Genomic DNA, 16,448 nt, shown 5'->3' on the forward strand with positions numbered 1-16,448 from the left:
GCGGGATGGCCCAGCGGCCGCGGTGCCGCGAACCTAGGATGACCGGCATGACGAGCACCCCCGACATCAAGCCCCGCAGCCGCGACGTCACCGACGGCCTCGAGAAGGCCGCCGCGCGGGGGATGCTGCGCGCCGTCGGGATGGGCGACGACGACTGGGTCAAGCCGCAGGTCGGGGTGGCCAGCTCCTGGAACGAGATCACCCCGTGCAACCTCTCCCTCGACCGGCTCGCCAAGGCCGTCAAGGACGGCGTCCACGCGGCGGGTGGCTACCCGCTCGAGTTCGGCACCATCTCGGTGAGCGACGGCATCTCGATGGGTCACGAGGGGATGCACTTCTCGCTCGTCAGCCGCGAGATCATCGCCGACTCGGTCGAGACGGTGATGAACGCCGAGCGGCTCGACGGCTCGGTGCTGCTCGCCGGCTGCGACAAGTCCCTGCCCGGGATGCTCATGGCCGCCGCGCGCCTCGACCTCTCGTCGGTCTTCCTCTACGCCGGCTCGATCCTGCCCGGCATCGCCAAGCTGTCCGACGGCAGCGAGAAGACGGTGACGATCATCGACGCCTTCGAGGCCGTCGGAGCCTGTGCCCGTGGGCTGATGAGCCGCGAGGACGTCGACGCCATCGAGCGCGCCATCTGCCCGGGCGAGGGCGCCTGCGGCGGCATGTACACCGCCAACACGATGGCCTCCGTGGCCGAGGCGATCGGGATGTCGCTGCCGGGGTCCGCCGCCCCGCCCGCCACCGACCGCCGCCGGGACGGGTTCGCCCGCAAGAGCGGTGAGGCCGTCGTCGAGCTGCTGCGCCGCGGCATCACCGCGCGCGACATCATGACCAAGGAGGCGTTCGAGAACGCCATCGCGGTCGTCATGGCCTTCGGCGGCTCGACCAACGCGGTGCTGCACCTCCTGGCCATCGCCCACGAGGCCGAGGTCGACCTCACCCTCGAGGACTTCCGCCGGGTCGGGGCCCGCGTGCCGCACCTCGCCGACGTCAAGCCCTTCGGCTCCTACGTCATGACCGACGTCGACCGTGTCGGCGGCGTGCCCGTGGTCATGCGCGCCCTGCTCGATGCCGGTCTGCTGCACGGCGACTGCCTCACCGTCACCGGTCGCACGATGGCCGAGAACCTCGCCGACATCGCGCCGCCGGACGTCGACGGCAAGGTCGTCCGGGCGATGTCCGAGCCGATCCACCGCACCGGCGGCATCACCATCCTCACCGGCTCGCTGGCGCCCGAGGGAGCCGTCGTGAAGTCGGCCGGCTTCGACTCCGACGTCTTCGAGGGCACCGCCCGCGTCTTCGACGGCGAGCGGGCCGCGATGGACTCCGTCGAGGACGGCACGCTGGCCGCCGGCGACGTCGTCGTCATCCGCTACGAGGGCCCCAAGGGCGGCCCGGGGATGCGCGAGATGCTCGCCGTCACCGGGGCGATCAAGGGCGCCGGCCTCGGCAAGGACGTCCTGCTCCTCACCGACGGCCGGTTCTCCGGCGGCACCACCGGGCTGTGCGTCGGCCACGTCGCGCCCGAGGCCGTCGACGAGGGCCCCATCGCGTTCGTCCGTGACGGCGACCGGATCCGCCTCGACGTCGCCGCCGGCACCCTCGACCTGCTCGTCGACGACGCGGAGCTCGAGCGCCGCCGCGCCGACGGCGTCACGCACCCCGAGCCCAAGTACACCCGCGGCGTCCTCGCGAAGTACCGCAAGCTGGTCCGCAGCGCGAGCACGGGCGCCGTGTGTGACTGACGCACGGGGGAGGGGCCGGCCCTCGAGCTGGTCGGCCTCGTCAAGGAGTTCCGGGGGCGGCGCGTGGTCCACGGGCTGTCGCTCAGCGTCCCCCGGGGCTCGCTGTTCGGCCTCGTCGGACCCAACGGCGCCGGCAAGACGACGACCCTGTCGATGGCCACCGGCCTGCTGCGCCCCGACGGCGGCACGGCCCGCGTCCTCGGGCTCGACGTCTGGGCCGACCCCGCCGCCGCCAAGGCGGTCATGGGCGTCTCGCCCGACGGGCTGCGCCTCTTCGAGCAGCTGTCCGGTCGCGAGCTGCTGCACTACGTCGCCGACCTGCGCCGGATGCCGGTGGGGGAGAGCCGTGCCCGCACCGAGGAGCTGCTCGCGGTCCTCGACCTCGCTGACGACGCGAACGTCGTCGTCGCCGACTACAGCGCCGGCATGGTCAAGAAGATCAGCCTCGCCGCGGCCCTCATCCACGCCCCGCGCCTGCTCGTGCTCGACGAGCCGTTCGAGGCCGTCGACCCCGTCTCCGGGCAGGCCATCCGCACCATCCTCCGGCGCTACGTCGGCACGGGCGGCACGGTCGTCATGTCGAGCCACGTCATGGAGCTCGTCGAGGGACTGTGCGACCGGGTCGCCGTCGTCGCCGGCGGCCGGGTGCTGGCCGACGACACGGTCGGCGCGCTGACGGCGGGCGGTTCGCTGCACCAGCGCTTCCTCGAGCTCGTCGGCGCCGGTGAGGTGTCCGGCGACGGGCTCACCTGGCTCGGCGGATGAGCGGCGCCCGACCGTGACCCTCCTCGTCGTCCGGCTCCGGTTCACGATGTGGCGCACCGCGATGAGCCGCAGCTCGCTGCACCTCACGTCGTCGGTCGTCGGCGGGCTCGTCGCCCTCGGGGTCGTCGGGGTCCTCGGGCCGGCGCTCGCACTGCTCGCGGCCCGGCCGGTGCGCCTCACGGCCCTCACCGTGCCGCTGTTCGCGACCTTCACCCTCATGTGGGTGGTGCTCAGCCTCGTCGCCACGGGCGTCGACAACGTCCTCGACCCCGCCCGCTTCACGGTGCTGCCGCTGCGCCCGCGCGAGCTGGCCCGTGGGCTGCTCGCCGCGGCCTACACGGGCATCCCGGCGATGATGTTCGTCCTGCTGGCCCTGGCCCAGGTGGTGGCCTGGGCGGGCCACCCCGCCGCCCTGCCGGCCGCGCTGCTCGCCGCGGCCCTCGGCACGCTGACGGCGATCCTCGGGTCCCGGGCGGTGACCAGCGCCCTCGCGCGGGTCATGGGCAGCCGGGGCGGTCGGCTCGTGGGGCCGTCGTCGTCTCGCTCGTCACCCTCCTGCCGCTCGTGCTCAACCTCGTGCTGAGCACCGGCACGGTGGGTCCCGACGTGCGCGCCTTCGACGCCGGCGCCTCGGCGCGGATCGCCTCCTGGACCCCGCTCGGGTGGTCGTGGGGCCTGCCGTACGACGTGGCGACCGGCCGCTGGTGGCAGGCCGGGGTCCAGCTCGTCCTCGCCGTGGCGCTCGTCGTGCTGCTCTGGGAGGTGTGGGTCCGCCAGCTCGCCCGCACCCTCACCTCACCGATGACGGCGGGCGGCGGGCAGCGCATCGGCCGGGCCCGGCTACTGCCGGCAGCGTTGGGGCACAGCCCGACCGCGACGATCGCGGCCCGACGCATCCGGGCCTGGTACCGCGACAGCCGGCTGGTCAGCATCGCGCTGCGCACCGCCGTCCTGCCGGTCTTCTTCGTCGTGCAGTCGGCGCTCACCGGCTCCGGGGCCTTCGCCGGCGTCGGGGTCGTCACGCTCGCGGTGTTCGCCGGGCTGACCCTGATGAACGACCTCGCCTTCGACGGCCCGGCCTGGTGGGTGCACGTCAGCACGGGCGTGCGCGGGTGGGAGGACCGGCTCGGGCGGGCCCTGGCCTCGACCATCGTCTTCGGACCGGTGCTCGTCGTCACCTTCGTCGTCGCGGCCTCGCTCGGGTTGCTCGCACCCGTCGTCCCGTGGGCCGGTGTCTCCATCGCCGCGTTCCTCGCGAGCCTCGGGCTGGCCGTCGGTGTCGGGGCCGTGCTCCCCGGTACGGCGCCGCGCACCGGAGGCAACCCGTTCGCCGCCTCGTCCGGCGGTGCCGCACAGGGCTGCCTCACGGCGCTCATCTCGTTCGTCGGGCCGCTCGTGCTCGTCCTCCCGGTCGGCGTCGCCGCGGCCCTGACGGCCGGCAGCCCAGTCGGACGCTGGGTCGTCCTCGTCCTCGCCGTGGCCTACGGCGGCGCGCTGCTGCTCGCCGGAGTGGTCCTCGGCGGGCGACGGCTCGACGAGCGGGCCCCCGAGATGCTCGGCCAGCTGGCGCACGCCCAGATCTGAGCCCGGTCAGGCGGGGGCATCAGCCCGGCTCGAGCGCTCGACGCGCCAGAGGCCGGCGGCGACCAGCGCCGCGAGCGCGGCCCCCGCACCGGTGAGCAGCAGCCGCTCGAGGGCCAGCCCGGCCCCGGACCCGAACAGCCCGCCCGAGCCGACGAGCACGACGGCCGCGCTGCTCGCGGCCGACATCCACCGGGTCTCGCGGACCGCGGTCCAGGCCAGGGCGAGCACGCCGAGCAGGGCCGAGGCGGTGAGGGCGACGACGGTGGGCAGCACCGCGACCGCGAGGACCGCGGCGAGCACGCCCGTCACCGTGCCGACGACCCGGGCCGTTGCCTGCGCGGAGGTCTCCTCGCGCGAGACCGCGAGCACCATGGCGACCGCGACGACCAGCCAGTAGCCGTGACCCAGCCCCAGCGCCGTCGTGACCACCGTGCCGGCCCCGGCGACGAGCGCGGTGGCCACGGCGTGCCGGCCGGCCTCGGCGGCGGGCACCGGCTGGGCGGGGACGGCCACGCGGGCCAGGGTCGTCAGCGCCACGACGACGAGGCCGCCCACGGCCACCCAGCCGGTGACGGCCGGCCCGGCGGACCCCAGCGGCAGGGCGGCGCCCAGGGCCGCGAGCACCGGCAGGAAGGTGGCGGTGCGCGCCCCGTGACGCGTCGGCGGCACCTGCGCCAGGGCGGCGACGGCGACGGCGGCACCGGCGGCCAGCGCGTGCCCGTGGGCGAGCCAGCCGAGGCCGAAGGACGCGGCCCCGAGAGCGGCGACGAGGCCCCGGACACGCACCGGCACGGCGGCGACCGCGGCCGTCGAGACCCCGAGGGCGCCGAGCAGCACCCCGACGGCGGCCGCCCTCCCGACGCCCCAGCCGACGGCCGCGGCGAGCACCCCGACGCCCGCGACCAGCGCGACGGCGAGCGCGAGGACGCGTCGAGGCGGCCAGGGGACGTGCACGGGACCTCCGGTGGGACGGGGAGCCGGTGGCGAGGCTAGCGCGGCGCCCGCGGCCGACGTGAGCAGCGCCACGGTCCCGGATGGTGGGACCGGCCGTCTCGCAGGTTGACACCTTCACCGGCGCGGGACGACAGTGTCCACGTGGCCCGAGTCCTCGTACTTCCGCAGCGCGCCTGACGCCCACGCACCAGGCGCGCTCCCTCCGTCGTCCCGCCACGGGACAGGAGGGTTTTTTTGTGCGTGGACCACGGACCCCAGCCCCCACGGCGACCAGAGAGCGGTGACCCCGACGTGAGCGACACCCGACCGGCGACCCCGGCAGCCCTGCACCCCGCACCGAGCCCTGCGCAGGTCGCGCAGCAGGCCCGGGCGCGGACCCCCGTCGAGGTCACCGGGGCCCAGAGCCTCGTGCTCTCGCTCGAGGCGATGGAGGTCGACACCGTCTTCGGCATCCCGGGCGGCACGATCCTGCCCGCCTACGACCCGCTGCTCGACTCGGCCAAGGTGCGTCACATCCTCGTCCGCCACGAGCAGGGCGCCGGCCACGCGGCCGAGGGCTACGCCGCCGCGACCGGCAAGGTCGGCGTGTGCATGGCCACCTCCGGCCCGGGCGCGACCAACCTCGTGACGCCGCTCGCCGACGCGTACATGGACTCGGTGCCGATCGTCGCCATCACCGGGCAGGTCGTCTCGTCGGCCATCGGCACGGATGCCTTCCAGGAGGCCGACATCCGCGGCATCACGATGCCGATCACCAAGCACAGCTACCTCGTCACCGACGGCGCCGACATCCCGCGCGTCATCGCCGAGGCGTTCCACATCGCCTCCACCGGGCGCCCCGGGCCGGTGCTCGTCGACATCCCCAAGGACATCCTCCAGGCGCGCACGACGTTCTCGTGGCCGCCGAAGATCGCCCTGCCGGGGTACCACCCGGTCACCCGCCCGCACGGCAAGCAGATCCGCGAGGCGGCCCGGCTCATCGCCGCCGCCGAGCGCCCGATCCTCTACGTCGGCGGCGGGGTCATCCGGGCCCGGGCGAGCGAGGAGCTGCGACGCTTCGTCGAGCTGACCCAGATCCCGGTCGTCACGACCCTCATGGCCCGCGGCGCCCTGCCCGACAGCCACCCGCTGCACCTCGGCATGCCGGGGATGCACGGCTCGGTCGCGGCCGTCACCGGGCTGCAGAAGTCCGACCTCATCATCGCCCTCGGCGCCCGCTTCGACGACCGCGTCACGGGCCAGCTCTCGACCTTCGCGCCCGAGGCCAAGGTCATCCACGCCGACATCGACCCCGCCGAGATCAGCAAGAACCGCAAGGCCGACGTCCCGATCGTCGGCGACTGCCTCGCGGTCATCACCGACCTCGCCGAGGCCGTCGACGCCGACCTGGAGGCCGGTCGGGGCGGCGACTACGCCGGGTGGCGCGAGCGCGTCGCGGGCTGGAAGGAGACCTTCCCGGTCGGTTACACCGCGCCCGAGGACGGCACCCTCTCGCCGCAGCTGGTCATCGAGCGGCTCGGGGCCATCGCCGGACCGGAGGCGGTCTACGTCGCCGGCGTCGGGCAGCACCAGATGTGGGCCGCCCAGTTCGTCCAGTACGAGCGCCCCAACTCCTGGCTGAACTCCGGGGCCTCGGCACGATGGGCTACTCGGTCCCGGCGGCCATGGGGGCCCAGGTCGGCGAGCCCGACCGGGTCGTGTGGGCCGTCGACGGCGACGGCTGCTTCCAGATGACCAACCAGGAGCTCGCGACCTGCGTCATCAACAACATCCCGATCAAGGTCGCGATCATCAACAACAGCTCGCTCGGCATGGTGCGGCAGTGGCAGACCCTCTTCTACAACGAGCGGTACTCCAACACCGACCTGCACACCTCGGTCGGCTCGCGCGTGCCCGACTTCGTCAAGCTCGCCGACGCCTACGGGTGCGTCGGGCTGCGGTGCGAGACACCGGAGGACGTCGACGAGACGATCCGCCAGGCGATGGCCGTCACCGACCGCCCGGTCGTCGTCGACTTCGTCGTGCACCGCGACGCGATGGTGTGGCCGATGGTCCCCGCCGGCGTGAGCAACGACGCGATCCAGGTCGCCCGCGACACCGCGCCCCAGTGGGACCGCGAGGAGTCCGAGGCCATCGAGCAGGACACCGACGCCGACCACGACGGCCAGTGAGGAAGCACCCATGAGCAAGCACACCCTGTCCGTCCTCGTCGAGAACAAGCCCGGCGTCCTCGCGCGCATCGCGGCGCTGTTCTCCCGGCGCGGCTTCAACATCGACAGCCTCGCGGTCGGTGAGACCGAGCACGCCGAGGTCTCCCGGATGACCGTCGTCGTCGACGTCGAGGACCTGCCGCTCGAGCAGGTGACCAAGCAGCTCAACAAGCTCGTCGAGGTGCTCAAGGTCGTCGAGCTCGAGCCGGGCTCGGCCGTCCAGCGCCAGGTCATGCTCATCAAGGTCAGGGCCGACGCCGCGACCCGCAGCCAGGTCCTCGAGATGGTGCAGATGTTCCGCGCCAAGGTCGTCGACGTCGCCACCGAGTCGCTGACCATCGAGGCGACCGGCACCTCCGAGAAGCTCACCGCGCTGCTCGAGGTCCTCGAGCCGTTCGGCGTCCGCGAGCTCGTGCAGTCCGGCATGGTCGCCGTCGGCCGCGGGCCGCGCTCGATCACGGACCGGGCGCTCCGGACCGCCTGAGCGCGCAGCGCCTAGAGTCCACCACCAGACCCCAGCACCCCACCCGAGCACGAAGGAGAGGCCTTTCCGATGGCCGAGATGTACTACGACGACGACGCCGACCTGTCGGTGATCCAAGGCCGCAAGGTCGCGGTCATCGGCTACGGCAGCCAGGGCCACGCGCACGCCCTCAACCTGCGCGACTCGGGCGTCGACGTGCGCGTCGGGCTCGCCGAGGGCAGCAAGTCCCGCGCCAAGGCCGAGGCCGAGGGCCTGACCGTCTCCTCGGTGGCCGACGCCGTCCGCGAGGCCGACCTCGTCGTCATCCTCACGCCGGACCAGGTGCAGCGCGGCCTCTACGCCGCCGAGATCGAGCCGAACCTGCGCGAGGGTGCGGCCCTGCTCTTCGGCCACGGCTTCAACATCCGCTTCGGCTACATCCAGCCGCCGGCCGGCTCCGACGTGCTCATGGTCGCCCCCAAGGGGCCCGGTCACATCGTGCGCCGCGAGTTCGTCGACGGCCGTGGTGTCCCCGTGCTCCTCGCGGTCGAGCAGGACGCCTCGGGCAGCGCCTGGGACCTCGCGAAGAGCTACGCGAAGGCGATCGGCGGCCTGCGCGCCGGCGGCATCCGCACGACCTTCACGGAGGAGACCGAGACCGACCTCTTCGGTGAGCAGGCCGTCCTCTGCGGTGGCGCCTCGCAGCTGGTCATGTACGGCTTCGAGACCCTCGTCGAGGCCGGCTACCAGCCCGAGGTCGCGTACTTCGAGTGCCTCCACGAGCTCAAGCTCATCGTCGACCTGATGATCGAGGGCGGCATCGCCAAGCAGCGCTGGTCGGTGTCCGACACCGCCGAGTACGGCGACTACGTGTCCGGGCCGCGGGTCATCGACCCCCACGTCAAGGACAACATGAGGGCCGTCCTCGAGGACATCAAGAACGGTGCCTTCGCCAAGCGCTTCATCGACGACCAGGACGCCGGCGCACCGGAGTTCACGGAGCTGCGGGCCAAGGGCGCCGCGCACCCCATCGAGGGCACCGGTCGCGAGCTGCGCCAGCTGATGGCCTGGGTCGACACCGACCGCGACAGCGACTACGTCGAGGGTTCCGCCGCCCGCTGAACCCCGACGACCGACGAGAACATGCCGTGCCACCCCCGAGGTGCACGGCATGTTCTCGTCCCTCGACCTCCACCTAGTCTGGCGCCGTGCGTGACCTCGTCGACGGCTGGCCCTTCTGGGTGGTCGTCGTCGTCTTCTGGCTGGGTGCGACGGCCCGTGGCACGGCCACCTACTGGGTGGGGCGCGGCGTGCGCGCCGGGGGAGCGCGCACCCGCTGGGCGCACCACCTCGATCGGCCCGCCATCGCCCGCGCCGAGCGGTTCGTCCGCCGCGTCGGGCCGCCGGCGGTCACCCTCGGCTTCCTGACCATCGGTCTGCAGACGGCCATCAACGCCTCGTCGGGGATGCTCCGGATGCCGCTGCGCCGCTTCCTTCCCGCCGTCGTCCTCGGGGCCCTCCTCTGGGCGCTGCTCTACGCGACCGCCGGGATGGCCGTCGTCGACGCAGCCCTCGGCCGCGTGCCCTGGTGGTGGCTGCTCGTCGTCGCGGCGCTCGTCGTCGGGGTCGTGCTCGTGGCCCGGGGCGTGCGCCGCGCGGCCGACCGTTCCTGAGAGGCGACCACGATCACATCGTGGTCACTGGTGTCCACATGCTGGCAGCGACCTACGATGGAGCACCCCGGCACAGCGGCGTGCCGGACGGCAGTCACCCGCATCGGCGGACCCCACAGACCACACCGAAGCAAGGGATCAGACACGTGACCAAGCCCGTCGTCCTCATCGCCGAGGAGCTCTCGCCCGCGACCATCGACGCCCTCGGACCCGATTTCGAGGTGCGCCACACCGATGGCGCCGACCGCTCCCAGCTGCTCCCGGCCATCGCCGACGTCGACGCGATCCTCATCCGCTCGGCCACGAAGGTCGACGCGGAGGCGATCGCCGCCGCGAAGAACCTCAAGGTCGTCGCCCGCGCCGGTGTCGGCCTCGACAACGTCGACGTCGACGCCGCCACGAAGGCCGGCGTCATGGTCGTCAACGCGCCCACCTCGAACATCACCTCCGCCGCCGAGCTCGCGGTCGGCCTGCTGCTGGCCTGCGCGCGCAACATCGCGCCGGCCAACGAGGTCCTCAAGGGCGGCAAGTGGGCCCGGAGCAGGTACGGGGGCGTCGAGCTGCTCGAGAAGAAGGTCGGCATCGTCGGCTTCGGGCGCATCGGCCAGCTCGTCGCCGAGCGGCTCAAGGGCTTCGGCGTCGAGATCCTCGCCTACGACCCCTACGTCTCGGTCCAGCGCGCCGGCCAGCTCGGCGCCCGCCTCGTCACCCTCGACGAGCTGCTCGCCGAGTCCGACTTCATCACCATCCACCTGCCGAAGACCGCCGAGACGATCGGCCTCATCGGCAAGGAGGCGCTCGAGAAGGTCAAGCCGAGCGTGCGCATCATCAACGCCGCCCGCGGTGGGGTCCTCGACGAGGAGGCCCTCGCGGCCGCCATCTCCGAGGGCCGGGTCGCCGGTGCCGGGCTCGACGTCTTCGCCACCGAGCCCTGCACCGACAGCCCGCTCTTCGCCTTCGAGTCGGTCGTCGTCACGCCGCACCTCGGCGCCTCCACGGAGGAGGCCCAGGAGAAGGCCGGCGTCGCGGTCGCGAAGTCGGTGCGCCTCGCGCTCGGTGGCGACCTCGTCCCCGACGCGGTCAACGTCTCCGGCGGCGCCGTCGACGAGGAGGTCCGCCCGGGCATCGACCTCGTCGAGAAGCTCGGCCGCGTGTTCACCGCCATCGCCGGCTCGGTGCCGGTGCAGCTCGACGTCGAGGTCCGGGGCGAGATCACCGCGCACGACGTCTCGGTCTGGGAGCTCTCGGCGCTCAAGGGCCTGTTCACCGACATCACCGAGGACCCGGTCACGTACGTCAACGCCCCGCTCCTGGCCAAGGAGCGCGGGCTGGAGTCCCGGCTGGTCACCGACGGCAGCAGCGAGGACTACCGCAACGTCACGACGCTGCGCGGCACGCTCGCCGACGGCACGGTCGTCTCGGTCGCCGGCACCCTCACCGGGCCGAAGCTCGTCCAGAAGGTCACCGGCGTCCACGGCTACGACCTCGAGGTCCCGCTGAGCCGGCACCTCGCGTTCTTCTCCTACGTCGACCGTCCCGGCGTCATCGGCTCGATCGGTCGCCTGCTCGGCGACTCCGACGTCAACATCGCCGCGATGCAGGTCTCGCCGCACGATGCCGACGGCACCGCCATGGTCGCGCTGACCGTCGACCGGGAGATCCCGGACGAGGTGGTCGCCGCGATCGGCCGCGAGATCGGCGCGGACACCGTCCGGGTCGTCAACCTCGTCTGAGCCCCACCGCGTCCGGACGGCGGCCGGCCCCCTCGGGGGTGGGCCGCCGTTCGCGTGTGGCCCAGAGCCCGGCGGCCAGGGCCAGGGCCCACAGCAGGAAGAGCGGGTCCCAGAGCAGGACGTGGCCGCGGGTGGCCACCGGGTCGTCGAGGGGGCCGAGGACGCCGGTGAGCGCCACGGCGCCGGCCACGGTGTTCGCCAGCCCGTAGAGCCCGAGCCCGGCGGCACCGAGCCAGGCCGCGAGACGCAGGCCGTGGCGCGGTCCGCCGCGCCGGGCGGCCACCCAGGGCACCCAGGCCGCGGCGAGCTTGCCGACCCCGATCGTGCCGAGGGCCAGCCCGGCGGACAGGGGTGAGGCCTCGCGCCACGAGCGCGCCCACTCGCCGACGGTCTCGACGAGCAGGTCCCCACCGAGGGCCCAGGAGATGCTGGCCACGGCGTGCACCGTGCCGAGCACGGCCGCGAGGGTGAACCAGGACAGGGGAGGGCGGCGGGTCATGCCTCCATCGTCGGTCGGCCCCACGGTGGAGGACATGGGGGTCGACCCGGAGCGACCCCGGAGTGGCGCCGGGTCGTGCACCGGTGCAACCTCTCCTCGAGCTCGCCGCTGCCGTGGTCTCGAGGCGCCGGTCGGGCCAGGCCGCGCGCACCTCCGTGTCGGGGCCGACCACGCGGTCGTCCTGCTGCCGCCGCGTCTGCGGATCCCGGCGTCCGGAGTGGTCGTCGGTGCCGGATCCGGTGGTCACGGCCCCGTGTGACGCGCATCTCAGCGGTGCAGGCGTCCACATGGTGAAAGCCGGATGACCGGTACTAGGACGTCCACGTACCGTCGAGGCATGACGCGGCTCGTGGTACTCCTCATTCCCGGCCGCGGCGAGGCCCGGTAGTCAGCACCCTCGCCGCGGAGACCCCGCGACGTCGCTGACCGCTCGCCGGCTGAACGCCGGCTCGAGCTCCGGACCATCCCCACCCCGTGCGGCACCGCGCCGCGGATCGAGAGACGACGATGAACGAGACGACCACGACCACCGAGGCCGAGCTGGCCCGCCAGGCGCTGCAGGAGTCGATGGACCTGCGCGACCAGGGTCACTCGGACGACTGACTCCCGCCGGGGCCCACGCTCGGCGTGGGCCCGACCGAGGACCGGCCGACGGCCGTCCCACCCGTTCCGCGGGCTGGGACGGCCGTCCGCATCCCGGACCGATGTTCCTACAGTGGAGCCCATGACCGCCGCCACGGACGCCCCGGTGCCGACCTCCCTCGACCTCGCCGTCATCGGCGGCGACGGCATCGGCCCGGAGGTCGTCGCCGAGGGGCTCAAGGTCCTCGAGGCGGTGCTCGGCGCGGACGGCCCGAAGGTCACGACGACCGAGTACGACCTCGGCGCCCGTCGCTGGCACGCGACCGGCGAGACGCTGCCCGAGTCGGTGCTCGAGGAGGTCAAGGCGCACGACGCCATCGTCCTCGGCGCCATCGGCGACCCCACCGTGCCGAGCGGGGTCCTCGAGCGCGGGGTCCTGCTGCCGCTGCGCTTCGCCCTCGAGCACTACGTCAACCTCCGTCCGGCCAGGCTGTACCCGGGCGTCGAGAGCCCGCTCGCCGTCGAGCGGGTCGCACCCGACGGCATCGACTTCGTCGTCGTCCGCGAGGGCACCGAGGGTCCGTACACCGGCAACGGCGGCGCCCTGCGCGTCGGCACGCCCCACGAGATCGCCACCGAGGTGAGCGTCAACACCCGCTTCGGTGTCGAGCGCGTCGTCCGCGACGCCTTCGCCCGCGCCCAGGCCCGCCCGCGCCGGCACCTGACGCTCGTCCACAAGCACAACGTGCTGACCCACGCCGGCCACCTGTGGCGGCGCACGGTCGAGGAGGTCGGCGCCGAGTTCCCCGACGTCGAGACCGCCTACCAGCACGTCGACGCCGCGACGATCTTCCTGGCCACCGACCCCGGACGCTTCGACGTCGTCGTCACCGACAACCTCTTCGGCGACATCATCACCGACATCGCCGCGGCGATCGCGGGCGGCATCGGGCTGGCCGCGAGCGGCAACATCAACCCCGAGGGCCGCTACCCGAGCATGTTCGAGCCGGTGCACGGCTCGGCCCCGGACATCGCCGGGCAGGGGAAGGCCGACCCCACGGCCACCGTGCTGTCGGTCGCGATGCTCCTGGCCCACGTCGGGCTGCCCGACGCTGCCGCGCGGGTCGAGCAGGCGGTCGCGGCCGACCTCGCCGAGCGGGGGAGCGCGCCGCGCTCGACCACCGCCGTCGGTGAGGCCATCGCCGCCCGCCTCTGACCCACCCCGGCGGCGGGTAACCTGCCGGGGAAGCATGCACCGTCGCGCCCCGAGGAAAGGACCGACCCGTCCCATGAGCCTGACCTTCGACGTCGAGCGCCGGACCGACCCCGCGAGCGACGAGCGCCGCGCCGAGATCCTCGCCAACCCCGGCTTCGGGGTGTACTTCACCGACCACATGGCCAGCGCCACGTGGACCAAGGGCGAGGGCTGGCACGACGGTCGCATCCACCCGTACGGCCCCATCACGATCATGCCGAGCGCCGCGGTGCTGCACTACGCGCAGGAGGTCTTCGAGGGCCTCAAGGCCTACCGGCACGCGGACGGCTCGGTCTGGTCCTTCCGCCCCGAGGCCAACGCCGAGCGGATGCAGCGCAGCGCGCGCCGCCTGGCCCTGCCCGAGCTGCCGACCGACGACTTCCTCGCCTCGCTCAAGGCCCTCGTCGAGGTCGACGAGCCGTGGGTGCCGGCCGCCGGCACGGGCGAGACGAGCCTCTACCTCCGTCCGTTCCTCTACGCGTCCGAGGCCTTCCTCGGGGTGCGCCCGGCCAACGAGGTCACCTACTCGGTCATCGCCTCGCCCGCCGGTGCCTACTTCCCGCGCGGCCTGAAGCCGGTCACCCTCTGGATCTCCGAGCACTACGCCCGGGCCGGCGCCGGGGGCACCGGCGCCGCGAAGACCGGTGGCAACTACGCCTCGTCGCTCGCCGGCCAGCTGGAGGGCATCGAGAACGGGTGCGACCAGGCCGTGTTCCTCGACTCCGCGACGCACACGTACATCGAGGAGCTCGGCGGGATGAACCTGTTCCTCGTCACCGACGACGGACGCCTGCTGACCCCCGAGCTCACGGGCACCATCCTCGAGGGCGTCACCCGCAGCTCCATCCTCGAGCTCGCCAAGGGCCTGGGCCTGGAGCCCGAGGAGCGGCGCATCGAGATCGAGGAGTGGAAGGACGGCGTGCGCGACGGCAGCATCACCGAGGTGTTCGCCTGCGGTACGGCTGCCGTCGTCACGCCGGTCGGCGAGCTGCGCTGGGAGGGCGGGTCGGCCCCGTCCACCGCGGGCGAGGAGGGCGGCGAGGTGACGCGCTCGATCCGCGCGGCGCTGCTCGACGTGCAGTACGGCCGCGCCGAGGACACCCACGGCTGGCTGACCCGCCTCGCCTGACCTGCGGCGTCGCGCCGACCCGGAACTGCCGCTGCGGTTTCCGTGGTCGGGTCCCGGTGTCCACCATGGAAATGGTCCTCCCGGGAACCATTGACAGCCGGGTTGCGGCGGGTGTTGTCTGTGCAGCACTCGATCCGCCCCGGACCAATGGTCCGCTTCTGGACACCAAGAGGTGCACGTGAGCACGTCCCGGACGACCGACAACAGCAGCAGCGACGAGGACCTCCTCGCCTCACTGGGCTACAAGCAGGAGCTGAACCGCACCTGGTCGAGCTTCTCCAACTTCGCGATCTCCTTCTCGATCATCTCCATCCTCGCCGGGTGCTTCACGACCTTCGGGCAGGCCTGGAACAACGGCGGCCCGATCGCCATCTCGATCGGCTGGCCGCTGATCTCGATCTTCATCCTCATCATCGGCTTCTGCATGTCCGAGCTGGTCTCGGCCTACCCGACGTCGGGCGGCATCTACTGGTGGGCCGCCAAGCTCGGCGGCGCCAAGGCCGGCTACTACACCGGCTGGCTCAACCTCGTCGGGCTGCTGGCCATCGACGCCTCGGTGGCCTACGGCGCCGCGACGTTCTTCGACCTCTCGTTCAGCACGATGAGCGAGTCGTGGGCGGCGGGGTACTCGCTGACCCGCGTCTTCATCATGTTCCTCGTCGTCCTCGTCATCACCGCCTGCATCAACATCTTCGGCGGCCACCTGCTCGCACTGCTCAACAACATCTCGGTGTGGTGGCACGTCATCGGGGCGGCGGTCGTCATCGCGATCCTCGTGTTCCTGCCGGACAAGCACATGAGCATCAGCGACGTCTTCACCATGCGCGTCAACAACAGCGGTGGCCTGGCCGGCGGTGAGGACAGCGGCATCGGCTTCTGGTTCTACGTCCTGCCCCTCGGCTTCCTCCTGACGCAGTACACGATCACCGGGTTCGACGCGTCGGCCCACCTCTCCGAGGAGACCCAGGGCGCGGCCGACGGTGCGGCCAAGGGCATCTGGCGCTCGATCTTCTACTCGGCGATCGGCGGCTGGTTCCTCCTGCTGGCCTTCCTCTTCGCCGTGCAGGACCCCGAGGCCGTGACGGCCGGTGGTGGCGGAGTCGCCGTCATCTTCAACCAGGCGCTCTCGTCCGGCTGGGCCGGCACGGTCCTGCTCATCGCGAGCATCGCCCAGGTGTTCTGCACCGCGGCCTGCATGACGTCCACGAGCCGGATGCTCTTCGCGTTCAGCCGCGACGGTGCGGTCCCCGGGTCGGCGAACTGGGCGCGGCTCAACGCCCGCAAGGTGCCGGCCAACGCCGTCATCGTGTCCTCGGTCATCGCCGCGATCATCACGCTCCCGGCCCTCGTCGAGGTCAACCTCGGCACCGAGGAGGCCCCGCTCATCGTCCCCGTGGCCTTTTACGCCGTGGTCTCGGTCGGCGTCATCGGGCTCTACACGGCCTTCGCCATCCCGATCTTCCTGCGCTGGCGGATGGGTGACGCCTTCCCCCAGGGGAAGTGGAACCTCGGGACGAAGTGGAAGTGGATGGCGCCGGTCGCGGTCCTGGAGATCGTCCTCATCTCGATCTACTTCATCCTCCCGTTCACTCCCGCGGCCAACCCGTTCCACGAGACCTTCGAGTGGAAGTTCGTCAACTACGCCCCGATCCTCATGGGCGGCACGCTGATCCTGCTGTGGATCGGCTGGCACCTGTCGGCGAAGAAGTGGTTCACCGGGCCCAAGACGACGGTCGACCTGCCCGCGGGCATGACGAGCGCCGACGAGATCCGCCTGGAGCACCACGGCAAGACCGCCCACGGCGGCACGGAGCACGACTGGAAGCCCGGCGACCCGCTCGCCTGACGCGGGG

At 72.7% G+C, this 16,448-nt stretch carries 14 protein-coding genes and 1 pseudogene; 13 read left to right on the forward strand and 2 right to left on the reverse strand.

Features of this window, described 5'->3' with window-relative positions; genetic code table 11:
• Window positions 1-47: 47 nt before the first annotated feature.
• The 4 genes from ilvD to G7075_RS03120 all read left to right on the forward strand — a co-directional run bounded on the left by ilvD (window position 48) and on the right by G7075_RS03120 (window position 4,097).
• Window positions 48-1,748 (forward strand): dihydroxy-acid dehydratase, encoded by a 1,701-nt coding sequence (gene ilvD, locus G7075_RS03105; protein ID WP_240917854.1) that lies wholly within the window; start codon window positions 48-50, stop codon window positions 1,746-1,748.
• A gap of 63 nt (window positions 1,749-1,811) precedes the next feature.
• The gene (locus tag G7075_RS03110) at window positions 1,812-2,513 is read left to right on the forward strand and encodes an ABC transporter ATP-binding protein (protein WP_371814164.1); all 702 of its coding nucleotides are present in this window, start codon (window positions 1,812-1,814) and stop codon (window positions 2,511-2,513) included.
• 13 nt (window positions 2,514-2,526) lie between these two features.
• Window positions 2,527-3,096, forward strand: coding sequence for a hypothetical protein (locus G7075_RS03115; RefSeq protein WP_166118761.1), 570 nt, complete (start codon window positions 2,527-2,529; stop codon window positions 3,094-3,096).
• Window positions 3,078-4,097, forward strand: a complete 1,020-nt coding sequence (locus tag G7075_RS03120) for a hypothetical protein (RefSeq protein WP_166118763.1) — start codon at window positions 3,078-3,080, stop codon at window positions 4,095-4,097. Before G7075_RS03115 ends, G7075_RS03120 begins: the two co-directional genes overlap by 19 nt.
• 6 nt (window positions 4,098-4,103) lie before the next feature.
• Here G7075_RS03120 and G7075_RS03125 read toward each other — a convergent pair whose 3' ends face one another.
• On the reverse strand, window positions 4,104-5,051 hold the full coding sequence (locus G7075_RS03125) for an FUSC family protein (protein ID WP_166118765.1): 948 nt from the start codon (window positions 5,049-5,051) through the stop codon (window positions 4,104-4,106).
• Between the two features lie 426 nt (window positions 5,052-5,477).
• Between G7075_RS03125 and G7075_RS03130 the strand changes: the two are divergent.
• From G7075_RS03130 to serA, 5 genes and pseudogenes are all read left to right on the forward strand, one after another.
• Window positions 5,478-7,222, forward strand: a pseudogene (locus tag G7075_RS03130) (acetolactate synthase large subunit).
• Between the two features lie 10 nt (window positions 7,223-7,232).
• A complete protein-coding gene (gene ilvN / locus G7075_RS03135) occupies window positions 7,233-7,745 on the forward strand; it encodes an acetolactate synthase small subunit (protein WP_166118768.1) in 513 nt (170 codons plus the stop codon).
• 69 nt (window positions 7,746-7,814) lie between these two features.
• On the forward strand, window positions 7,815-8,846 hold the full coding sequence (ilvC, locus tag G7075_RS03140; protein WP_166118770.1) for a ketol-acid reductoisomerase: 1,032 nt from the start codon (window positions 7,815-7,817) through the stop codon (window positions 8,844-8,846).
• Window positions 8,847-8,932: 86 nt separating this feature from the next.
• On the forward strand, window positions 8,933-9,397 hold the full coding sequence (locus G7075_RS03145; protein WP_240917855.1) for a DedA family protein: 465 nt from the start codon (window positions 8,933-8,935) through the stop codon (window positions 9,395-9,397).
• Between the two features lie 146 nt (window positions 9,398-9,543).
• Window positions 9,544-11,130: a phosphoglycerate dehydrogenase gene (gene serA, locus G7075_RS03150; RefSeq protein ID WP_166118773.1), complete on the forward strand. Its 1,587-nt coding sequence runs from the start codon at window positions 9,544-9,546 to the stop codon at window positions 11,128-11,130.
• Here serA and G7075_RS03155 read toward each other — a convergent pair.
• Window positions 11,117-11,629, reverse strand: coding sequence for a DUF3995 domain-containing protein (locus G7075_RS03155; protein ID WP_166118775.1), 513 nt, complete (start codon window positions 11,627-11,629; stop codon window positions 11,117-11,119). The genes serA and G7075_RS03155 overlap by 14 nt on opposite strands.
• Before the next feature lie 507 nt (window positions 11,630-12,136).
• On the opposite strand from G7075_RS03155, the gene G7075_RS03160 reads away from it, so the two are divergent.
• The 4 genes from G7075_RS03160 to G7075_RS03175 all read left to right on the forward strand — a co-directional run bounded on the left by G7075_RS03160 (window position 12,137) and on the right by G7075_RS03175 (window position 16,441).
• On the forward strand, window positions 12,137-12,232 hold the full coding sequence (locus G7075_RS03160; RefSeq protein WP_166118778.1) for a 3-isopropylmalate dehydrogenase: 96 nt from the start codon (window positions 12,137-12,139) through the stop codon (window positions 12,230-12,232).
• Window positions 12,233-12,353: 121 nt separating this feature from the next.
• Window positions 12,354-13,427, forward strand: coding sequence for a 3-isopropylmalate dehydrogenase (locus G7075_RS03165; protein ID WP_166118781.1), 1,074 nt, complete (start codon window positions 12,354-12,356; stop codon window positions 13,425-13,427).
• Between the two features lie 73 nt (window positions 13,428-13,500).
• On the forward strand, window positions 13,501-14,595 hold the full coding sequence (locus tag G7075_RS03170; protein WP_166118783.1) for a branched-chain amino acid aminotransferase: 1,095 nt from the start codon (window positions 13,501-13,503) through the stop codon (window positions 14,593-14,595).
• Between the two features lie 178 nt (window positions 14,596-14,773).
• The gene (locus G7075_RS03175; RefSeq protein WP_166118786.1) at window positions 14,774-16,441 is read left to right on the forward strand and encodes an amino acid permease; all 1,668 of its coding nucleotides are present in this window, start codon (window positions 14,774-14,776) and stop codon (window positions 16,439-16,441) included.
• Window positions 16,442-16,448: the final 7 nt, after the last annotated feature.

The organism is Phycicoccus sp. HDW14 (assembly GCF_011383005.1).
GTDB lineage: Bacteria > Actinomycetota > Actinomycetes > Actinomycetales > Dermatophilaceae > Phycicoccus.

Coding starts and splice junctions, on each gene's coding strand:
- ilvD (WP_240917854.1), top strand. CDS start 48: ATGACGAGCACCCCCGACATCAAGCCCCGCAGCCGCGACGTCACCGAC.
- ilvN (WP_166118768.1), top strand. CDS start 7,233: ATGAGCAAGCACACCCTGTCCGTCCTCGTCGAGAACAAGCCCGGCGTC.
- ilvC (WP_166118770.1), top strand. CDS start 7,815: ATGGCCGAGATGTACTACGACGACGACGCCGACCTGTCGGTGATCCAA.
- G7075_RS03155 (WP_166118775.1), bottom strand. CDS start 11,629: ATGACCCGCCGCCCTCCCCTGTCCTGGTTCACCCTCGCGGCCGTGCTC.
- G7075_RS03160 (WP_166118778.1), top strand. CDS start 12,137: ATGAACGAGACGACCACGACCACCGAGGCCGAGCTGGCCCGCCAGGCG.
- G7075_RS03165 (WP_166118781.1), top strand. CDS start 12,354: ATGACCGCCGCCACGGACGCCCCGGTGCCGACCTCCCTCGACCTCGCC.
- G7075_RS03170 (WP_166118783.1), top strand. CDS start 13,501: ATGAGCCTGACCTTCGACGTCGAGCGCCGGACCGACCCCGCGAGCGAC.